Genomic DNA, 20,711 nt, shown 5'->3' with positions numbered 1-20,711 from the left:
GCTTTATTTCAGTAAAATGTGTTTTTAAAATGAATTTTTAAAGATTTAATTACTTTAAAAATGTTTGAAATGAACTTTTAGCCGTAAAAAAAACTATGGAAAACCTAGATAAAACCGATCTGCTGATCTTGAAATACCTTCAAGAAGACTGCAATATCAACACAAAAGATCTTGCGAGTAAATTATTTTTGACTGTAACTCCTGTTTACGAACGTATCAAAAGACTTGAAAGAGACGGTTACATTACCAAATATGTAGCACTTTTGGACAAGAAAAAGATGAACAGAGGCATGACGGTATTTTGTAATGTTCGTTTAAAAGAACACGCCAAAAATGTAGGGAGCAATTTTGTGAAAGATATTGTAGCACTTCCAGAAATTATAGAATGTTATAATATCGCCGGCGATTATGATTTTATGCTAAAGATTTTGGTGCAAGATATGGCTAGTTATCAGGATTTTGTAATGAATAAATTATCTACAATCGAAAACATAGGAAATACGAACAGTATTTTTGTAATGGGAGAAATCAAACATAGTACAGCATTAGAGTTTTAATGTTTTTTAGGTTTTTTTGCCGCAAATTCACGAATTAATGCAAATCCTTGTACTTAAATTAATTCGTGAATTCGTCGAGAAAAAATTAAATCAAATTAATCTGCAGCCAATTTTTATTGAATATTATCCTAAAATAAAAACGTATTTTTGAGGTCTAGATCCTCAATCTAAAATCAATAATCTACAATCTAAAATAGAAAAATGAACTGGGAACAACTTTTATCATTAAAAAGACAAGGCGATACAAGTAAAAGATTACGTGCAGAACAAGATGATACACGTTTAGGTTTTGAGGTCGATTATGACCGTATTATTTTTTCGGCTGCGTTTCGTTCTTTACAAGATAAAACCCAAGTTATTCCGCTTTCTAAGACAGATTTCGTACATACCCGATTAACGCATAGTCTAGAAGTTTCTGTGGTTGGGAGATCATTAGGGCGTTTGGTTGGTAAAAAAATCATCGAAAAATATCCGTATCTAAAAGAAGTTCATGGTTATCATATGAATGATTTTGGAGCTATTGTTGCTGCAGCTTCTTTGGCACACGATATTGGAAATCCTCCTTTTGGACATTCTGGCGAAAAAGCGATTGGAGAATATTTTTCGAGCGGAAATGGATTAAAATACAAAGACAAACTTACCGCAAAACAATGGCAGGATTTAATTGATTTTGAAGGAAATGCCAATGGATTTTCGGTATTAACAGCAAGCCGTCCGGGAATCGAAGGCGGACTTAGAATTTCGTATGCTACTTTGGGCGCTTTTATGAAATATCCAAAAGAAAGTCTTCCGAAAAAACCAACTGCTAATATTGCCGATAAAAAATACGGCTTTTTTCAAACCGATAAAGTTTTCTTTCAAGAAGTTGCCGAAGATATGGGCTTAATTCCAAATAAAGAAGAAGGCGATCTGGGGTTCGAAAGGCATCCTTTGGCGTATTTAGTTGAAGCGGCAGATGATATCTGTTACACAATTATTGATTTTGAAGACGGAATAAATCTTGGTTTGGTTTCTGAAGATTATGCTCTTGAATACCTAATTAAACTTGTAAAAGACAATATTGGAATTGAGAAATACAATATGCTAGAAACCAAAGAAGATAGAATCAGTTATCTGCGTGCTTTAGCAATTGGCGCTTTGATTAATGATGCGGTTGACGTTTTTATTGAAAATGAAGAAGCAATTCTGGCAGGAAATTTTCCTTTTGCTTTAACCGATAAAAGTAAATATAAAGCACAGATGAATGATATTATCAAATTGAGTGTTGATAAAATCTACCAAAGCCGAGAAGTAATTGAAAAAGAAATAGTTGGCTATCAAATCATCCAGACCTTACTAGATAAGTTTATAACAGCATTTAATAACAAATATGAAGGAACGGCCTCAAATTACGATAAGCTGATTCTGAAAATGCTTCCTGAAAAACACCACTTAGAAAAAGGTAATTTATATGAGCGTTTGCTTCATATTTGCCATTATGTTTCGCTTTTAACAGATGGAAACGCGCTGGAGTTGTATGAAATGATCAGCGGTCGTAAAAAGCGTTAATATTTTTTATTGGAAAGCATACACCAAACCAACACCTAATACTTGTCGTAACTGGGCTCTTGGTCCGTCATTAACTTGTGATGTAGATCCTGTTGTAGGGTCTACAACATCTTTTTTAGTTTTAATATCGTCGTCGTAAATTATGTGCACACCAATATTTGCTTTCACGTATGCATTTACAACTAGATCCAGACGGGTGTCGTAATCGACGTCGACATTTCCAAAACGATTTAAATAATCGGTGTATAAACTTAGTCGGTTTTCGTAAAAGACGTTTTTGTAGATTTCGTTTTTCATATATCCTGTAAAGAGGATACCAAACTCCGCTTTTACTTTTTGCCCTTCTTCCACCAAAATCTGATTGTTTGGATCTAATGGATCTGGTGCATAAACGGCTTTTTTAACACCAAAAGAACCTTGGTTAGCCAAATATTGATCTAGTACTAAGGTAGTTTTTAGCGTGATAGGAGAGAAGTAAAACGTTCTGTTTTTCTTTTTATTAGAATTCTCAGCTCCGGCTCCTAAAAAGATATATGCTGGAGCAAAAGGTTTAGAGATTGCAATTTCTCTGTTTGGATAATTATATCCGTTTGTAAATTGTGTATTGAAGTTAAACTTAGCAGAATAATACCAGTTTGAAATAGTGTCTTTTCTAAAACCGTAAGTAGAGTTTAATAGAAAGGCATCATCGGTTTTTCTAAGTTCTGTACCGTCTTGTTTGTTTAAACCATATTTCACAATAAGTTCGTTAACCCATTTGTGATTTCCTTTTACATAAGTTCTTCCAAATTCACCTTTAAATAAACCTGAGATAGAACTTGTTCCCCCCGCGCTCCAGTTTACAAACGCGATTTCTGAAATATCAAAACCAAGTTGATTTCTTTTAGTCCAGTTCGAGGGTGGTTTAGGTAATTGATTAGGGTCTAAAGTCGTTTGTATCAACTGAGCAAAGTTCTTAGATGAACACAAAAGCAATAGAAATAAAAGAGTAGAACGCAATAATTTCATTAGGCTTATTTTAATTTTTTTTTGGTGCCGCAAAATAATTATTTTACGCCGTTAGAAAAAAGATTTATTAAACTTTTAACGTCAATTTTACACAATTGTTGCAGCTGAGCCACTGTTCCGTGCTCAATAAACACGTCTGGAACTCCTAAAATGTGTATATTGTTTTTAAAATCATGTGATGCTGCAAACTCTAAAACAGCACTTCCAAAACCACCGGATTTTGCTCCATCTTCAATTGTAATAATGTTTTCATAAGTCGAAAATATTTCATTTAAACAATTGATGTCTAGTGGTTTAATGAAAGGAAAGTCATAGTGAGCGATACTGTCTGAATGGGTGCATTCTTGTAAAGCTTCTATAACATTATTGCCAATTGTTCCAGTTGATAAAACAGCCGTTTGGGTTCCTTTTTTCAAACAATTTGCTTTGCCAATTTGAATGGCTTCATAGTGTCCGAAATTTTCTACTTCCCAGTTTTTTATAACACCGCGACCTCTTGGATAACGAATTGCGATAGGAGAATTCAGACCTAATTGTGCTGTATAAAGAATATTTTGCAGCTCAATTTCATTAATTGGTGCGTAAATAATCATATTTGGAATCGAACGCAGATACGAAATATCAAAAACGCCATGATGTGTTGCGCCATCTTCACCTACTAATCCCGCCCTGTCTAAACAGAAAATAACAGGTAAATTTTGCAATGCTGTATCGTGTATCACCTGATCGTAAGCACGCTGTAAGAAAGTCGAATAAATATTGCAATAAACCACCATTCCTTCGGCAGCCATTCCTGCTGCAAGAGTTACGGCATGCTGTTCGGCAATACCCACGTCAAAGGCACGTTCCGGTAATTCTTCCATCATAAATTTTAAAGAACTTCCAGATGGCATAGCGGGAGTTATTCCGATTATTTTTTCATTTTTTCGGGCTAAATCTAAAATAGTCAGGCCAAAAACATCTTGAAATTTTGGAGGAAGATTTTCTTCTGATTTTAAATGAATTTCACCCGTTAAAGCATCAAATTTTCCAGGTGCATGGTATTTTACCTGATTTTCTTCGGCTTGCTGTAATCCTTTGCCTTTTGTGGTGACAATATGAAGGAATTTCGGACCTTTAATCTTTTTAAGACGATTTAATTCTTGAATCAAAAGCGGAAGATCATGTCCGTCAATTGGTCCCGAATAATCAAAATTTAAAGATTTAATGATGTTGTTTTGTCTTGGATTTTTCCCGTTTTTAACCGAAGTCAGGTATTTTTTTAAAGCACCTACACTTGGATCAATTCCAATTGCGTTATCGTTTAAAATCACCAGAATATTAGCATCTGTAACTCCGGCATGATTCAAACCTTCAAAGGCCATTCCGCTGGCAATGGAAGCATCGCCGATTACAGCAATATGTTCTTTGTCGAAATCGCCTTTTAGTTTAGAAGCAATCGCCATTCCGAGTGCTGCTGAAATAGAAGTAGAGGAATGTCCAACGCCAAAAGTATCGTAAATACTTTCGCTTCTTTTCGGGAAACCAGAAATCCCGTTTAATTGTCGGTTCGTATGAAAAATTTCCCTTCTTTCGGTCAGGATTTTATGACCGTAAGCCTGATGCCCAACATCCCAAACCAATAAATCTTTTGGAGTATTAAAAACATAATGCAGGGCAATTGTAAGTTCTACAACTCCCAAACTTGCTCCCAAATGACCTTCTTTTACCGAAACGACATCAATAATAAACTGACGTAATTCTTGAGCCACCTGTATAAGCTGTTCTTCTTTTAAAAGACGTAAATCAGCAGGATTGTATATATTGGAAAGTAAATCGCTTTTCATTGTAAGGTAAAAAGCAAATTTACGGTTTTAAATTTAATTTCTTTGTGAGTCTTATTTCAATAAAATGGGAACAGAATACTGCACTCTGATTTTCTTTCCATTTAGTTCCGCAGGCTGCCATTTAGGACATAAACTTAAAATCCTGATAATTTCTTTTTCTAAAGGTTCTTTGACGGCTGGAGAACATTCAAGAAAAGACATTTTACCATTTTTTTCTACTGCAAAAGCAAGTGTAAAATTGAGTTTCCAATATTCCACACTTTCAGGTTTCTTGTATTCTTTCATAAAAAAACTATGAAATTGATCGATACCGCCTGGAAATTCTGCATTGATTTGAGATGGAACTTCTCCATTAGGAGTCGCTTTAATCATCACTTTTGTAGAACTATTTTTTGTTTTTTCAGATCTTGAATCTAATTCTTTTTCAGATTTTGAATTATTGTTTTCTTTCGGTTTTACAAATTTTACCCGATCTATTTTTGACGGAGGTCGCGAAATCACATGATTTGTATGATTTTCTTCAGTCAGAGACTCATCTGCCCGAGTGTGTTCGGTAGAATCACTATTGGTGACTGTCTCTATTTGGTCTGTTTTTTTCTTGTTGACATCTTTATTGGCACAGCTGAATAAAGTGGTTGCTATTGCAATAAACAAAGTAAGCAGAAACATTTTATAATAATGTTTTTGCGAATATAAAACACGATTTGAGATTGTGATTTTGTGTTTCATTTTCATGTTTGAATTGCTATTGGTAAACTATACTTGGTTCGTGTTTTTTTTCCGTTCTGTTCACCCGGTTGCCATTTAGGAGATAAACTTAAAACACGTGTTATTTCTGCTTTTATTTTTGGATCAATATTTTTTGGAAACTCAAATGATGATAACGAACCGTCCTTTCCGATTACAAAGCTGACAAAAATACGGTTTTTTGGACTTTCGGCATCTTCTGGAAATTTAAATTCACTAACGAAAAATTGATAAAAATTAGTAATTCCGCCAGGATAATATGGACTTGTTTCTATTGCCGCTCCTGAAATGTAAATATCGCCTTCAACAATAGAATCTTGTGCAATTGTTTTTTGATCATTTATTTTTAATGAAGATTGGTCTTCTTCATAAATAATCTCCCCACAATTTGTGGGTAATGGTTTTGCAAATTTGATTGAAGAAACTTTTTGAGATGTATTAACGGGAATAGAATCTTTATTTTCTGAGACTGTTTTCTCAATATCAATTTGCTCTGATTTGTTATCCTCAACTACTTCAATCTTATCTATTTTTTTCTTATTTCCTTCTTTGTCCTGACAACTAAACAGAGTAGTTCCCATTACAATAAACAAAGACAAAAGAAAAACATTATGGTAGTTTGTCTGCGAATATAAAATACGATTAGGAATTTGAATCCTAATTCCGTCTAATTGCGATTTTTTAAACCTTCCGCAGATTCTTTCGTTTTGATGTTCGGCAAAATAACGTTTAATTTCCTCGGGAAGCATAACACTAAAATCAATAACTGTTTTGGCACAGCTCATACAGAAACGCCCATTTTCGGTAGGCGTCATATTATCCCAGTTTTCATGACACGGTTCAGGTATTGAGATTTTATGTTTTCTTTCCATATTCAAATTTCAAAATTTAAATGTAATAAAAATAATGTGTAAAGTTTTACTTTTGCAAGTATGGAAAATCCTTTCACCGATGAATATTTTATGAAAAAAGCCCTGCAGGAAGCAGAAGAAGCCTACTTAAAAGGCGAAATTCCTGTTGGAGCAGTTATTGTGGTTGCTGATAAAGTAATTGCAAGAAGTCACAATTTGACTGAGTTGCTAAATGATGTAACAGCACATGCCGAAATGCAATCTATAACCGCAGCGGCAAACTTTCTAGGCGGAAAATATTTAAAAGACTGTACGCTTTATGTAACTCTCGAGCCTTGCCAAATGTGCGCAGGAGCTTTGTATTGGAGCCAGATTTCAAAAATTGTATTTGGTGCTCGCGACGAACAACGCGGATTCTTGAATATGGGAACAAAACTTCATCCTAAAACAACTGTTGTTTCTGGAGTAATGGCAAATGAAGCGACTGATTTAATGAAACGTTTTTTTCTGGAAAGGAGGAAGTGACTTAGAGTTTTTTCTTACTTTTTATTTAACTTTGCATATTAATTTTTAAAATGCAGTTATTTTGGAAATAAAGAAACTTAGATCAGGGTTAAAAGGAGAAATAGAAAAGAAAAGTACTTTAATTTTTCCATATGACTTCAATAAAACATTTAAAAAAGATACTCTTAGTATAAATTTAAATGATAAAAAAATTGGTGAAATAGTTATACGTCAATTAACTGGAAGTCATCAGCGTTTTGGAGCTATTTCTTCTTTTGTAATTGAGGCAAAAGCAATGTCTTGTATTCTGTATGAAAAAATGTTTGAAATGAATTTTTCATTTATAGATTTTTCATTATTGGAGACAGAAGGATTTTATTCGATTTATTCAGGTAAGCTCAAAAATCAAGCATTTTTTAAAGATTATGGCGTCATTACGTTTTATCCACATGATAATATTGAGGAAAAAGTTTTAGAAATGATTGACCAAATTAATTCTAATATTTCAATTAAATTATTACATCTATTTTCAGGAAATCTTGAAACTATAAATGATATCGCTTCAAACCATGAATCTTATTCTTATCCTACCTTGTTTTCTGCTTTGATTTGCAAAATTAATAACCGTATGGACTTATTGGAGACGGTAATTAAAAACTGTAAAACGAAAAAAATGAAAGATTCCTCAAAAGATAACGTTAATGAGATTTTAGAAAACATATATTTGATAGGACAATAAATGGATTTACTAAATAAAGAGAAAGAATTTATTTTTGATATTTATCATAGCGCAGTATTATGTAATTATATTAAATATTGGGGCTTGCCGGAATCTCGTGTAATTTCTACAAGGAAGAAGTTCGATGAAAAAATATATGTTTATTATTTTCCTTGTAATGAAAGAAATAAAATCTGCCGTATTGCAACTATTGGTCTTTCTCTTCAAAGTGGACTAATGGGAAAAGTTGAATGTGAATATATTTTTACACTTCCCTGCGATTTGGGAAAAGCTTCTCTTGAATCTGTTTGCGATTATTTATTAGATATTGCAGTACACACAGTAACCGAAATATCAGACATAACTCCGCCAAGAGTAATGCCACCTAGCGGTTTAGCTCCTAATGAATGGAGAACGAAAGCAGTTTTATTTGATGAATTAAGAGGTGAAGATGAAAATTTTTCTTCTGTTTTATGCGAAGAATTATTTAAAACTGAGTTCATTTGGGTAGTTCCCATTCATGAATCGGAATTTTTATCAATAGTTAATAATGGAATTGAAGAATTTGATTACCACGAACAAAATTCAGATGTAAGTATTGTGGATGTTAATAGAGATCCATTCATTCTTTAAAACAAAAAACCTCCCATATAAAAACATATAAATATCATAAAGCAGTTAAAGCAGACGATATTGTAAAACGTGTTTTCAGAAAAGCCTTTTTTAGAAAGCATTATCTTTATGCTGATGCCTAAAGAAAAAAGCAAAATTAGGCAGATATAAAATTGAATCCCATTAATGCTTAAGCCACTAGAAAGAAGATTGGTGTAATTTTGTGTCTTAGACTTTATTTTTGTCACGGAATTAAATAATAAAGATGTTTCAATCTCAATATTATTCTCTTCAATATATTCTTTTGCGGTTGAAAAAGTAAAACCTTTTTGTGTCAGATAATGATAAGAAACCTTTTGTTTAGATTTTCCAGAAGTTCGAACAAAGTAATGAGTAATTAGATCGTTAGTTTTTGAAGAAGGTAAAACATAATAATCTACAAAAGCAACTAAAACAAAAAATGAAATTACAGCCATCAGATATATGATGATGTTTTTATTTTTAATAATAAATTCATTTTCAGTAGAATATTTGTTAGAATTGTTTGCCATTTTTATATTATTAAAGCCTTGTGAAATATAATATTTTAATAATTAGTTTTTAAAGGAACTTCAACAAAAGTTAAATAACTATGGCTAAAGAATTTTCTTCTTAAAAGATTGCGAAAATATTTTACTTTTATAATAATTTAATTTGTGTTTTACTGTTATTGCCATTAACAGATGCATTTTAAATCTACAAAAATGTTAACCAATTAACTCCAAATAAAAGTGAAAGCAAAAGGACTGTCTATCGTATTTTTTGTGTTTTTTATTTTTCAATCCTGCGGACGAAAATCAGCTGCCGATTTCAACTCCGATTTTTCATTGTTCAAAGATTACATTACCAGTTTTACAGGCGGTATCGTTTCTGCAGATTCTGATATTCGAGTGGTTTTAGCTTTCGATAAAAACGATTGGAAACCCAATCAGGAATTAGACGACGATTTGTTTGATATTTCGCCAAGTGTTCACGGAAAAGTCATTGCGCTTTCTACCAATACTTTGGCTTTTATTCCGGAGAAAAAACTAAAAGCAGGAACAGAATATCAGGTTACTTTAAACCTAGATAAACTAACTGCTATTCCAAAAGAGAAAGAAAAGGAACTTTCTAAATTCAATTTTACAGTTAAAACGGTTAAACAGGATTTTACCATTAATACTGGAGATATTCAGTCGTACAGCAAAGAATACCAATATTTAAACTGCACCTTAAAAACAGCAGACAATATTGATTTAGAAACGGCTATTAAATTGGTAAAAGCCAAACATAACGGAAACGATCTTAAGATTAAGTTTGATAAAAACGTGTCTTTGGGAAAAGAATTTCATTTTATAATTGACAGTATTCAACGTCAGTCTGAAGCTTCAAATTTAGAAATTATCTATGATGGAAATGATTTCGATATTGATCAAAAAGGGCAAATCGATTTTCCTATTACTAGCATAAACGAATTTAAAGTCATAAAAGTTGAAGTTCCAGACGGAAACAATCAGCAGGTTTTAATTAATTTCTCCGAACCTTTAGAAAAAGGACAAGATTTTGCTGGATTGGTTTCGATACAAAACACCAATAATCTTAAATTCTCCACTCAAGGAAATTTACTGAAAGTATATTTTACAAACCAAAATGCAACTAAAAAAGAAGAAGCTGCAGCAGTGGTTGCAGAACCTGTTTATGCAGCGGCTGTTGATTCGGCAGCAGTTGTAGTAGACTCGGCGGCAGTGGCAGTTGATTCAGCCGCAGCCCCGGTTGAAGATATCGTAGAAGTGGTTCCAGATGAAGCGCCGGAACAAGTTGTGACGGGAGAATTGTTGTTGGAAGTTTTTCAAGGAATCGAAAGTCAGTACGGCAAAAAACTGGAGAACAATTACAGCAAAAAAATCTCTTTTGACCAGATCAAACCCAATATTCGTTTTATTAAAAACGGAACGATTCTGCCAAGTTCAAATAATTTAAAACTGAACTTTGAAGCTGTAAATCTGAGTGCTGTAGATGTAAAAGTATATAAGATTTATAAAAATAATATTCTGCAGTTCCTTCAATATAATGAATTAAACGGCGGACAAAACCTCAAAAAAGTAGCACAGCCAATTGCCAAAACAACACTTAATTTGAGGGAAAGCACACTCGTAAATCTTTCAAAATGGAACACCTATGCTTTAGATTTATCTAAAATCATCAAACCAGAACCAGGAGCCATTTACAGAGTGGAGTTTGTTTATAAAAAGAAATATTCACTTTATAAATGTGAAACATCAGAAGGAAATGACGATGAAGCTGAGGAAGAAGAAGTAGATGAAAACGACGTAAACTACAGTGGAAATTCGTATGACGATTACTCGTACTATGATGATTATAACTGGAGAGAAAGTGAAGATCCGTGCTCTGGTTCGTATTTCTATAATGCAAGAATTGCAACCAATATTTTAGCTACAGATTTAGGTGTTATTGCTAAAAGAGGAGAGAACAAATCGTACTTATTTGCGGTAAACAATATCGTTACAACAGAACCGGTTTCGAATGCGAGAGTAGATTTGTATAATTTCCAACAGCAAAAAATAGGTTCAGAAGCGACAAGCAGTGAAGGAATTGCGTCTTTCCAATTGGATAAATTCGCTTATTTCGCCATTGTAACTTTAGGCGATCAATCAACTTATGTAAAGCTCGATGACGGACTTTCATTATCGGTAAGTAATTTTGATGTTGCGGGAGAGACTTTACAAAAAGGTTTAAAAGGATTTATTTACGGAGAAAGAGGCGTTTGGCGTCCGGGAGATAATTTGTATTTGTCTTTTATCTTGAATGATGCTGCGAATAAACTGCCAAAATCGCATCCCATTAAATTCCGATTAAATGATCCGAATGGAAAAACAGTTTATCAGACGGTTCAAAAAACGAATGATTTAAATCATTATGCTTTTACCGTTCCAACAAACCAAGATGCGCCAACAGGAAACTGGGAAGCAATGGTAAGCGTTGGAGGCGCAAAATTCTATAAGAGTATTAAGATTGAGACGATCAAACCAAATCGTTTGAAAATCAAAAATACCTTTAGCAGAAAAACACTTTCGGCATCGTATCCAAATACCGATAATCTGGAAGTAACATGGCTTCACGGAGCAATTGCAAAGAATTTGAATGTAGAAATGCAGGCAAAATTCTCTCAGCAAGCCACAACCTTCAAAGGATACGAAAAATATACTTTTGATGATTTAGCGCGTCAATTCAGTACAGAAGAAATCAATGTTTTCTCTGGAAAATTAAACGAAAGCGGAAAAGCTTCGATAAATATTCAGCCAAGATTACAAGGTCAGGCACCAGGAATGCTCCGCGCTTCTTTCATTACAAAAGTATATGAAGAAGGAGGAGATTTTAGTACCGATGTAATGTCAACAACTTATTCTCCATACAAAACCTATGTTGGACTTAAAACGCCAGAACTGAATAAATACAGTATGCTTGAAACGAGAACAAATAATCGTTTTGAAGTGGTAACAGTTGATGAAAACGGAAGGCCAAAATCGGTTCGTAATCTCGAAGTTAGGGTTTACAAAGTAGACTGGAGATGGTGGTGGGATTCTTCAAGCGATAATTTATCCAATTATAATTCGTCGGATGCAACAACTTCATACAAAACGTTTGTAATCAATACCGATTCAAGCGGAAAAGGAAGTTTTCAATTTGCTTTGACGGATGAGGAATGGGGACGTTACCTAATTCGTGTTGCCGATCAGGAAGATGGTCACGCGACTTCGTTAACCGTAAATATCGACTGGCCGATCTGGTCTGGGAAAACCCGTAACAGAGATGCTTCTACAGCCAATATGTTAGTATTTTCTACCGATAAGAAAAACTATGCCGTTGGAGAAAAAGCACAGATTTCTTTCCCTTCAAGTGAAGGTGGCCGTGCATTGATTTCTGTAGAAAACGGATCAAGAGTAGTGCAGACGATTTGGGCAGAAACTAAAAAGGGAGAAACCAAAGTTGAAGTTCCGATTACGGGAGCAATGGCGCCAAACGTTTATTTCAATATTACGTTGTTGCAGCCGCACGCTTCAACCAAAAACGATTCGCCAATTCGTATGTACGGAATTGTGCCAATCGAAGTGGTAGATAAAAATACCATTTTGGCACCAACTCTTACTATGCCAGATGTTTTAAGGCCAGAACAGCCATTTACAGTAAAAGTAGGCGAGAAATCAGGCAAAGAAATGACGTATACAATTGCGGTTGTTGATGAAGGACTTTTAGATTTAACCCGTTTTAAAACGCCAAATGCGTGGGATAGTTTCTATGTTCGTGAAGCTTTAGGTGTAAAAACTTGGGATATTTACGATGATGTGATTGGGGCTTACGGCGGAAAAATAAATCAGATTTTCAGTATTGGTGGAGATCAGGATTTAGGCGGAGGAAAAGCTAAAAAAGCCAACCGTTTTAAGCCTGTTGTATTGTATTACGGTCCATTTAAATTAGAAAAAGGAGAAACGAAATCACATCAATTAAAATTGCCTAAATACATTGGTTCTGTTCGAACAATGGTTGTGGCAGGAGATGCGAAAACAAGCGCTTACGGAAGTGTAGAAAAAGCGACACAAGTTAAGAGTCCGTTGATGGTTTTGGCTTCGTTGCCAAGAAAAATTTCGCCATCAGAAAAAGTAACGCTTCCAGTAACGGTTTTTGCAACTGAGAATAAAATCAAAAATGTTTCGATTCAGGTAAAAACAAGCAACGGATTGAAAGTAATGGGAAGTGCAGTTCAAAGATTGAATTTTGCTCAGCCAGATGAGAAAATGGCGTATTTTAATTTGGTTGTAGGATCTGCAACTGGAATTGCAAAAGTTCAGGTGATCGCAACATCTGGAAGTGAAAAATCAGTTTACGATGTTGAAATCGATATGACCAATCCGAATCCGGTTACGAGTACTTTTACCGATGTTGTTTTAACGCCAAATAGCGCTAAAACAATTTCATGGAAAACCTTTGGAATTGCAGGAAGCAACAAAGCACGATTGGAAGTTTCGTCAATGCCATCAATGAATTTGAACGGAAGATTACAATTCTTGATTCAGTATCCTCACGGCTGTGTGGAGCAAACAACTTCATCAGTTTTTCCACAACTGTATTTGGGTGATGTAGCCGATATTGATGCAAAACGTAAAGATTTGATTCAAAAAAATATTGCTGCTGGAATTGCAAGATTGGGTAATTTCCAATTATCAAACGGAGGAATGCCGTACTGGCAAGGAAATGCAATTGCAGACGATTGGGGAACTTCGTACGCTGGACATTTCTTGATTGAAGCGGAGAAAAAAGGATATGTATTGCCAATAAACTTCAAATCAAAATGGCTGTCGTATCAGCAGAAGGAAGCGAAACAATGGCGTTTTGAACCGAAATACGGAAATGATTTAGCTCAGGCATATCGTTTATATACCTTAGCTCTAGCTGGAAATGCCGATTTATCAGCCATGAACCGATTAAGAGAAACAAAAGGCATTTCGAACGAAAGTATGCTTCGTTTAGCAGCGGCTTATGTTTTAGCAGGTCAGAAATCGGCAGGACAAAGTTTATTCTTGAAAACAAGCATCGACGGAAGTTCAGACGATTACAGCTATTACTATTATGGTTCAAGCGAAAGAAATAGAGCAATGGCTTTAGAAACAATGCTTCTTTTAGACCAAAAACAAAAGGCATTTGTAACGGCAACGAAATTAGCCAAAGAAATGTCGGCTAATCAATGGATGAGTACGCAGACAACGGCTTATTGCTTATATGCAATGTCTAAATTTGCGGTTAGCAATGGTCCAAGAGGAATCAATATCCAATTCAGTAAAAATGGAAAAGGAGAAACGATAAATACAGGTAAATCTGTTGCAGATCGCAGTTTGTCTGTTGCTTCTGGCACAAACAGTATTACGCTGAAAAACAATAAAGCCAATACAGTTTATGTTCGCGTATTGAATACTGGAATTCTGCCTATCGGACAAGAAAATGCAGTTCAAAGCGATGTTACGGCTTCTATAGTTTTCAAAAACAGAAAAGGAAGTGTGATTAATGTTTCCAAAATTAATCAGGGAACTGAATTTGTTGCCGAGGTAACGATTAAAAACCAAAGAGGAGAAAGCGTTCAAAATGTGGCGTTATCGCAGATTCTGCCTTCAGGATTCGAAATTGTAAATACCCGTTTCACTGATTATGGTGATGCAGTAAATAATATTGCCGATTATATTGATATCCGCGACGACAGAACGAATTTCTATTTCGGGATGAAAGCGAGAGAAACGAAAGTTTTCCGTATTCTATTAAATGCATCCTATTTAGGAAATTATTACCTGCCAGGATTGCAATGCGAAGCGATGTACGATAATACATTCTTAGCAAGAACAAAAGGATTCTGGGTCGAGGTGGTGAAATAAATTATTAGCAACGACTCGAGCGACAGCGAACAGGCGAAGCAATTCACGAATTTAAATTATAAAAAATAATTCGTGAATTCGTGGCGAAAAAACTTTGCGAACTTTGCGCATTACTTAGTGTCTTTGCGGTTAAAAAAAACAAGCATTGAAAAATAAATTAAAAGCATTCCTCCAGCACATTATAAACTGGATAAAAAAGAACAAAATAAAATCAGCAATTGCATTTCTGCTCTTGCTGATTTACTATTTTTCGATACCCCGAACATTATTCAAAGAACCCTATTCAACCGTAATAGAAAGCAAAGAAGGAGAATTGCTAGGCGCTAAAATTGCTCGTGACGGACAATGGCGTTTTCCAGAACAAGACAGTGTTCCTGACAAGTTCAAGAAATGCATTGTTTATTTTGAAGACGAATATTTCTATAAACATCCCGGCTTCAATCCCGGTGCAATGATCAACGCTTTTAAACAAAACAGAAAAGCAGGAAAAGTAGTCAGAGGAGGAAGTACGCTAACGCAGCAAGTTATTCGATTATCCCGAAAAGGAAAAAACAGAACCTATTTTGAAAAACTAATAGAAATTATTCTCGCAACAAGATTAGAATTAGGCTACTCCAAAAATGAAATTCTCGAAATGTACGCCGCTCATGCGCCATTTGGAGGAAATGTTGTGGGATTGGAAATGGCTTCGTGGCGTTATTTTGGCGTTCAATCCAATCAATTGTCATGGGCAGAAAGTGCAGTTCTAGCTGTCCTGCCGAATGCACCAAGTTTAATTTATCCAGGGAAAAATCAAATAAAACTATTAAACAAACGTAATCGACTTTTGCTAAAACTGCATCAAGAAGGCATAATCGACAAGCAAACGTACGAACTTTCGATAGAAGAACCATTACCTCAAAAACCGTATGATCTGCCGCAAATTGCTCCGCATTTGCTTCAAAGAGTCGCTAAAAATGAAGAAGGAACAAGAGTTAAAACCACAATTGATTACGCACTTCAAAACAGAGTCAATCAAATTGCGCAATATTATTACAGTCAGTACAAACAGAATGAAGTTCACAATTTGGCGATTTTGGTCATTGATGTTCAGAGCAGAAATGTAATGAGCTATGTTGGAAATTCCCCAGCAGATGCAGATCATCAAAAAGACGTAGATATTATCGATGCACCAAGAAGTACAGGAAGTATCTTAAAACCGCTTTTATACGGCGCAATGTTAGACGATGGCGAATTGCTGCCGAATACTTTAATTGCAGATATTCCCACACAGATTTCGGGTTATACTCCGCAGAATTTCAATCTGACTTTTGACGGAGCAGTTCCGGCACATCGTGCCTTATCACGTTCGTTAAATATTCCCGCGGTTTTAATGTTGCAGGATTTTAGCGTAAACAAATTTTATGAAGAATTGCAGAAATTCAAATTAAGGAATATTAATAAAACACCTGATCATTACGGATTATCGCTTATTCTAGGAGGTGCAGAAAGCAATTTGTGGGATTTATGCCGAGCCTATGCCAATCTTTCGTCTACGGTTAATTATTACACTAAAAATAAAGGACAATATAGAACCAACGAATTTACCGAACTCAATTATAAAAACGATTTTAAGCCTGATTTTGGATCAGAAACCAATCAGAAGAACATTTTGGGTGCAGGATCAATTTGGCTGACGTACAACGCCATGGAAGAAGTCAATAGACCTGAAGGAGACGAGGCTTGGAAATTTTACGACAGTTCGCTTAAAATTGCATGGAAAACAGGAACTAGTTTCGGAAATAGAGATGCTTGGGCGATTGGCACCAATTCCAGATATGTAGTTGGAGTTTGGGTTGGAAATGCAACAGGCGAGGGAAGACCAACTCTCACGGGCGTTACCAGTGCCGCACCAATTTTATTTGATGTTTTTAATTTACTGCCAAGACAAAGATGGTTTGATACACCGTATAATGATTTAGCCGAAGTTGAGGTCTGCCGTCTAAGCGGTTATCTGGCAAAGGATAACTGTCCGAAAATTAAACAATGGGTTCCGAAAAAAGGAAAATCAACCAAAGTTTGTCCGTATCATAAAACCATTCATTTAGATAAAACAGAGCAGTTTCAGGTAAACAGTAGCTGCGAAAGCGTCGATAATATTGTGACTAAAAACTGGTTTGTACTGCCTCCAGTTATGGCGTGGTATTACAAAAGCCAGCACATAGAATATTTGCCGTTACCTCCATTCAAAGAAGGTTGCGAAGGAACACAAACCACAACAATGGATTTTATTTATCCAAAAGCAAACAGTAAAATCTATTTAACAAAGGATTTTAACAGTAACGTACAACCTGTAATCTTAAAAGTGGCTTATTCTGAAAGAGATAAAGAATTATTTTGGTATGTTGATGATGTATACAAAGCCACAACCAAAACATTTCATGAATTGCCAATTACGCCAACAACGGGAATACATTTTATTACAGTTGTAGATGCTTCTGGAAATGAAATCAGAAGGAAAATTGAAATTGTGAGGGAATAAAATTTTGGTATTAAAACATTTTTAAAGTTTGGTAGGCATGATGTCGTTCTCCATTAAATCTTAAAGTAATTCCAGTAGTAAAACCTTTGTATAGAGGTGTTTTTTCGTTTGAGTACGGAAAAGAGTAGCCAATGCCTAGATCAATTAAATTTAAAAGAGAAAATCCGCCTAATACATAAGCGTTTTTATGAGAACTTCCAGTTTTTAAAAACAATAGATTTTTATTGTATGAAAGGTGAATATCTGGTACACCATAATAATTTCCGTTATAACTGTTTGTGATTCCAAAACCTGCACCTAAAAGTAATTTATCTTTATTTTTACAATCAAGACAAAATTCTAAACCACCTGTAAGCAGGCTTTTATTTGCCACTTTAAAGTCGAGATAAAAAATAGGTAATTCAGGAAGTTTAAATTTCGGGTGGTTGATGTTTTTATAATTAAAATCTTTCGTATCGATTTTGTTTCCATTTTCATTAAACCATTCTGCTTTTCCTGCTAAATAATTTGCATTATAGTCTTCTGAGTAACCTTTAAATTGTAACGTGTTGGTTTTTATATAGTAATCATTAATTACGAAAAGAGAATCAATGTTTTTTATATTGTAACCTACAGCTTTTTTTGTTTTTATTTTTGAAGGTTTAATTCGGTAATATAAAGCGTTTTCCTTGCTCACAATTTGCCAGTCTTTATCAAAATAGATAGTATCCTTCTGAGCAAATATTTTTGAGGATAGTAGAAAAAAAATGATAAATAGATAAACGGGATTGAAATTTCTTTTCATGTTTTGAAGCATAATTTGTTGTTAGAGAATTAGATTTATGGAATTATTCTCTTTTGATAAGGTACACTTTTAGGTACAGAAGTTAATCGTAAGGTAGTGTTAAATATAAAACCTTTTATTTCAGGAGTTTTGTTTTCTGAAAATGGTTGCGAATAACCTAACCCTAAGTCTATTAAATTTAAAAAGGTTGGTCCAAAAACAACATACGCATGTTTTGTAGATACTCCGCCTTTATAGAACCAGATTCGATTCGTATTATATGATAAATGGATATCGGGAAGACCATAATAATTTCCGTTATAACTGTTTGTGATTCCGTAGCCGGCTCCCAAGAATAAATTGTTTTCATTTTTTGGATTAAGACAGAATTCTATGCCTCCAGATAAAAAACTTTTCTTGGCTATTTTATAATCAAGATAGAGAATAGGAAACTTAAATTTTGAACTGTTACTTTCTTTATAATTAAAATCTATATTATCAGCTTTGTTGACATTTTCAGTGAACCGTTTAGCTTTGTATTCTAAAAGATCATTGTCATTACTTTTTGATATTGTGTCCCTTTGGGCTGACAATTTTGAAGAAAATGAAAAAAGGATTATCAATAAAAAGTAAGAATGTAGACTAATCCTCATGTTTTTAAAATTAATTTATGAGTTGCAAAAATAGCCAGCCATGTTATTTTTCTTATCCCTTAAAAGTTTTTTTTATATAAATATAAGTTCAAACTAAATGTCGATAACAAGAATAAAAACAAAAAAACCGCCAATCTTTCGAAAGGCGGTTTTTGTTTTTTATTCTGAAATAACATTTCCTTGTTTATCGTAGAAATGGTATTCTAAGTACGTGTAAGCGTCACGAGGTATGATTTTCACCCATTTTTTATGTTCAAAAAACCATTTTGAACGTAATGATGGAAAACCTTTGCTGAGGTATGCAGCCACAAACGGGTGTGTGTTTAGCACAACCTTATTGTGGGTTTTTAAAAGTCTTTCTAAATCAGCGGTGATTCTATCAATGATTAAAATTGGAGCTTCAATTTCGCCATTGTGTTTATTAGGATCTTCCTCTCTGGTTTTGATATTCACTTCTGGTCTTACGCGCTGTCTGGTAATCTGGACCAAACCAAATTTACTCGGCGGTAATATTTTATGTTTTGCTTTATCGTCGCTCATTTCTTCTCGCAAGAAGTCGAACAAAACTTTCCTGTTTTCTGGATTAGACATATCGATAAAATCAACTACGATAATTCCGCCCATATCACGCAGACGTAATTGTCTTGCGATTTCTGCTGCGGCAATCATATTCACTTCCATGGCTGTATCTTCCTGGTTGGTCGCTTTGTTTGAACGGTTTCCGCTGTTTACGTCGATAACGTGCAGCGCTTCAGTATGTTCAATGATAAGATAAGCACCTTTACTCATAGAAACAGTTCGGCCAAAAGAAGTTTTGATTTGTCTCTCTATATTGTATTTCTCAAAAATTGGAGTGTCATTTGATTGATAAAACTTAACAATCGATTGTTTTGAAGGTGCAATTTCTTGCAGATATTCCTTCGTTTGATGGTACAACTCTTCATCATCTATTTGAATACCGCTGAAGGTATCGTTGAATACATCTCTTAATATCGAAGAAGCTCTATTAAGCTCTCCTAATACTTTTGATGGATGATGAGCAGTTGGTAATTTTTTACACATTGCAGACCATCTGCCAAGCAGGTTCTGCAAATCTTTTTCTAATTCGGCTACGTTTTTGCCTTCGGCTACTGTGCGAACAATAACACCAAATCCTTTAGGTTTGATCGATAGAACAAGTTTTTTTAGACGATCCTTTTCTTTTTTGTCTTCTATTTTTTGAGAAATAGAAACGCGATCAGAAAAAGGAACTAGAACAATAAATCTTCCTGCCAGAGAAAGCTCAGCACTTATTCTTGGGCCTTTGGTCGATATAGGTTCTTTAACTACTTGAACTAAAACAGATTGATTGGCACTTAAAATATCAGTAATGATGCCATCTTTGTCAATCTCTTTTTCAAACTGAAAGGTTTTTAGGGAGAAATCTTTTAATTTACCTGCGCTTACAAGTTTTATGAATTTCAGCTGAGAAGCTAGATTAGGACCCAAATCATGGTAATGTAAAAAGGCATCTTTTTCAAAGCCTACGTTTACAAAAGCAGCATTAAGTCCAGCAACTGGTTTTCTGATTTTGGCAATAAAAATATCACCAACCTGAAAGTTGCTTTTCTCTTCTTCTTTGTGTAATTCAATTAGTTTTCCATCTTTTAATAAGGCAAAATCTACGGCTTCAGAACTAGATCTAATGATTAATTCTTTATTCACACTGTAAATTTTTATCCGTGAATTGGTTGTCGGTTGTTTGTTGATAGTTGTTGGTAAAGAAAACCAAAAACCAAAAACCAAAAACCATCAACTTCTACAAGGATGGATTAAACAATATTTTAACAGGTATTAACCCGAAGGGAAAAATTCAATTTCAAATCCCAAATTCCAATTTAAATCGTTGTTGATTTTTCAATTTTTGAATTTTGGATTTTATTTTTTGAAACTTTTGAAATTTCCC

15 protein-coding genes are annotated in these 20,711 nt (G+C 34.4%); 7 read left to right on the top strand and 8 right to left on the bottom strand.

The annotated features are described in order from the left end of the window. Positions 1–95 precede the first annotated feature (95 nt). Together J0383_RS08300 and J0383_RS08295 are read left to right on the top strand one after the other, a co-directional pair. Complete coding sequence (locus tag J0383_RS08300) at positions 96–557, top strand: Lrp/AsnC family transcriptional regulator (RefSeq protein ID WP_012023598.1); 462 nt, start codon at positions 96–98, stop codon at positions 555–557. A gap of 201 nt (positions 558–758) precedes the next feature. Continuing rightward, positions 759–2,105, top strand: a complete 1,347-nt coding sequence (locus J0383_RS08295) for a deoxyguanosinetriphosphate triphosphohydrolase (protein ID WP_207297943.1) — start codon at positions 759–761, stop codon at positions 2,103–2,105. A gap of 6 nt (positions 2,106–2,111) precedes the next feature. On the opposite strand, the gene J0383_RS08290 is transcribed toward J0383_RS08295, so the two are convergent. Genes J0383_RS08290 through J0383_RS08275 form a run of 4 tightly spaced genes read right to left on the bottom strand, consistent with a single transcriptional unit; the run spans position 2,112 to position 6,558 of the window. Next, the gene (locus J0383_RS08290) at positions 2,112–3,113 is read right to left on the bottom strand and encodes a DUF3078 domain-containing protein (protein ID WP_207297942.1); all 1,002 of its coding nucleotides are present in this window, start codon (positions 3,111–3,113) and stop codon (positions 2,112–2,114) included. Between the two features lie 38 nt (positions 3,114–3,151). Further along, positions 3,152–4,939, bottom strand: coding sequence for a 1-deoxy-D-xylulose-5-phosphate synthase (locus J0383_RS08285; protein ID WP_207297941.1), 1,788 nt, complete (start codon positions 4,937–4,939; stop codon positions 3,152–3,154). 51 nt (positions 4,940–4,990) lie between these two features. Beyond that, positions 4,991–5,668 (bottom strand): energy transducer TonB, encoded by a 678-nt coding sequence (locus tag J0383_RS08280; RefSeq protein WP_239023282.1) that lies wholly within the window; start codon positions 5,666–5,668, stop codon positions 4,991–4,993. A 2-nt stretch (positions 5,669–5,670) separates the two neighbouring features. Continuing rightward, positions 5,671–6,558: a hypothetical protein gene (locus J0383_RS08275; protein ID WP_207297939.1), complete on the bottom strand. Its 888-nt coding sequence runs from the start codon at positions 6,556–6,558 to the stop codon at positions 5,671–5,673. A 60-nt stretch (positions 6,559–6,618) separates the two neighbouring features. On the opposite strand from J0383_RS08275, the gene J0383_RS08270 reads away from it, so the two are divergent. The 3 genes from J0383_RS08270 to J0383_RS08260 all read left to right on the top strand — a co-directional run bounded on the left by J0383_RS08270 (position 6,619) and on the right by J0383_RS08260 (position 8,392). Further along, complete coding sequence (locus tag J0383_RS08270; protein ID WP_207297938.1) at positions 6,619–7,062, top strand: nucleoside deaminase; 444 nt, start codon at positions 6,619–6,621, stop codon at positions 7,060–7,062. Positions 7,063–7,123: 61 nt separating this feature from the next. Beyond that, positions 7,124–7,780, top strand: coding sequence for a hypothetical protein (locus J0383_RS08265; protein ID WP_207297937.1), 657 nt, complete (start codon positions 7,124–7,126; stop codon positions 7,778–7,780). Continuing rightward, positions 7,781–8,392, top strand: a complete 612-nt coding sequence (locus J0383_RS08260; RefSeq protein ID WP_207297936.1) for a suppressor of fused domain protein — start codon at positions 7,781–7,783, stop codon at positions 8,390–8,392. On the opposite strand, the gene J0383_RS08255 is transcribed toward J0383_RS08260, so the two are convergent. After that, positions 8,389–8,922 carry a hypothetical protein gene (locus J0383_RS08255; protein WP_207297935.1) on the bottom strand — a complete coding sequence of 178 codons (534 nt, stop codon included), beginning with the start codon at positions 8,920–8,922 and terminating at the stop codon, positions 8,389–8,391. The genes J0383_RS08260 and J0383_RS08255 overlap by 4 nt on opposite strands. Before the next feature lie 219 nt (positions 8,923–9,141). Between J0383_RS08255 and J0383_RS08250 the strand changes: the two genes are divergently transcribed. After that, positions 9,142–14,829 (top strand): alpha-2-macroglobulin family protein, encoded by a 5,688-nt coding sequence (locus J0383_RS08250; protein WP_207297934.1) that lies wholly within the window; start codon positions 9,142–9,144, stop codon positions 14,827–14,829. A 145-nt stretch (positions 14,830–14,974) separates the two neighbouring features. Continuing rightward, the gene (gene pbpC, locus J0383_RS08245; RefSeq protein WP_207297933.1) at positions 14,975–17,350 is read left to right on the top strand and encodes a penicillin-binding protein 1C; all 2,376 of its coding nucleotides are present in this window, start codon (positions 14,975–14,977) and stop codon (positions 17,348–17,350) included. Between the two features lie 10 nt (positions 17,351–17,360). Here pbpC and J0383_RS08240 read toward each other — a convergent pair whose 3' ends face one another. From J0383_RS08240 to J0383_RS08230, 3 genes are all read right to left on the bottom strand, one after another. Continuing rightward, positions 17,361–18,134: a hypothetical protein gene (locus J0383_RS08240; RefSeq protein ID WP_207297932.1), complete on the bottom strand. Its 774-nt coding sequence runs from the start codon at positions 18,132–18,134 to the stop codon at positions 17,361–17,363. Positions 18,135–18,169: 35 nt separating this feature from the next. Continuing rightward, positions 18,170–18,706 (bottom strand): hypothetical protein, encoded by a 537-nt coding sequence (locus J0383_RS08235; RefSeq protein ID WP_207297931.1) that lies wholly within the window; start codon positions 18,704–18,706, stop codon positions 18,170–18,172. Positions 18,707–18,925: 219 nt separating this feature from the next. After that, positions 18,926–20,470, bottom strand: coding sequence for an Rne/Rng family ribonuclease (locus tag J0383_RS08230; protein WP_207297930.1), 1,545 nt, complete (start codon positions 20,468–20,470; stop codon positions 18,926–18,928). Positions 20,471–20,711: the final 241 nt, after the last annotated feature.

Origin of the sequence: Flavobacterium endoglycinae, from assembly GCF_017352115.1 — a bacterium.
Lineage (GTDB): Bacteria > Bacteroidota > Bacteroidia > Flavobacteriales > Flavobacteriaceae > Flavobacterium > Flavobacterium endoglycinae.
The sequence above is the reverse complement of the archived record's forward strand: the minus strand, read 5'-3'. Positions and strand labels throughout refer to the sequence as shown.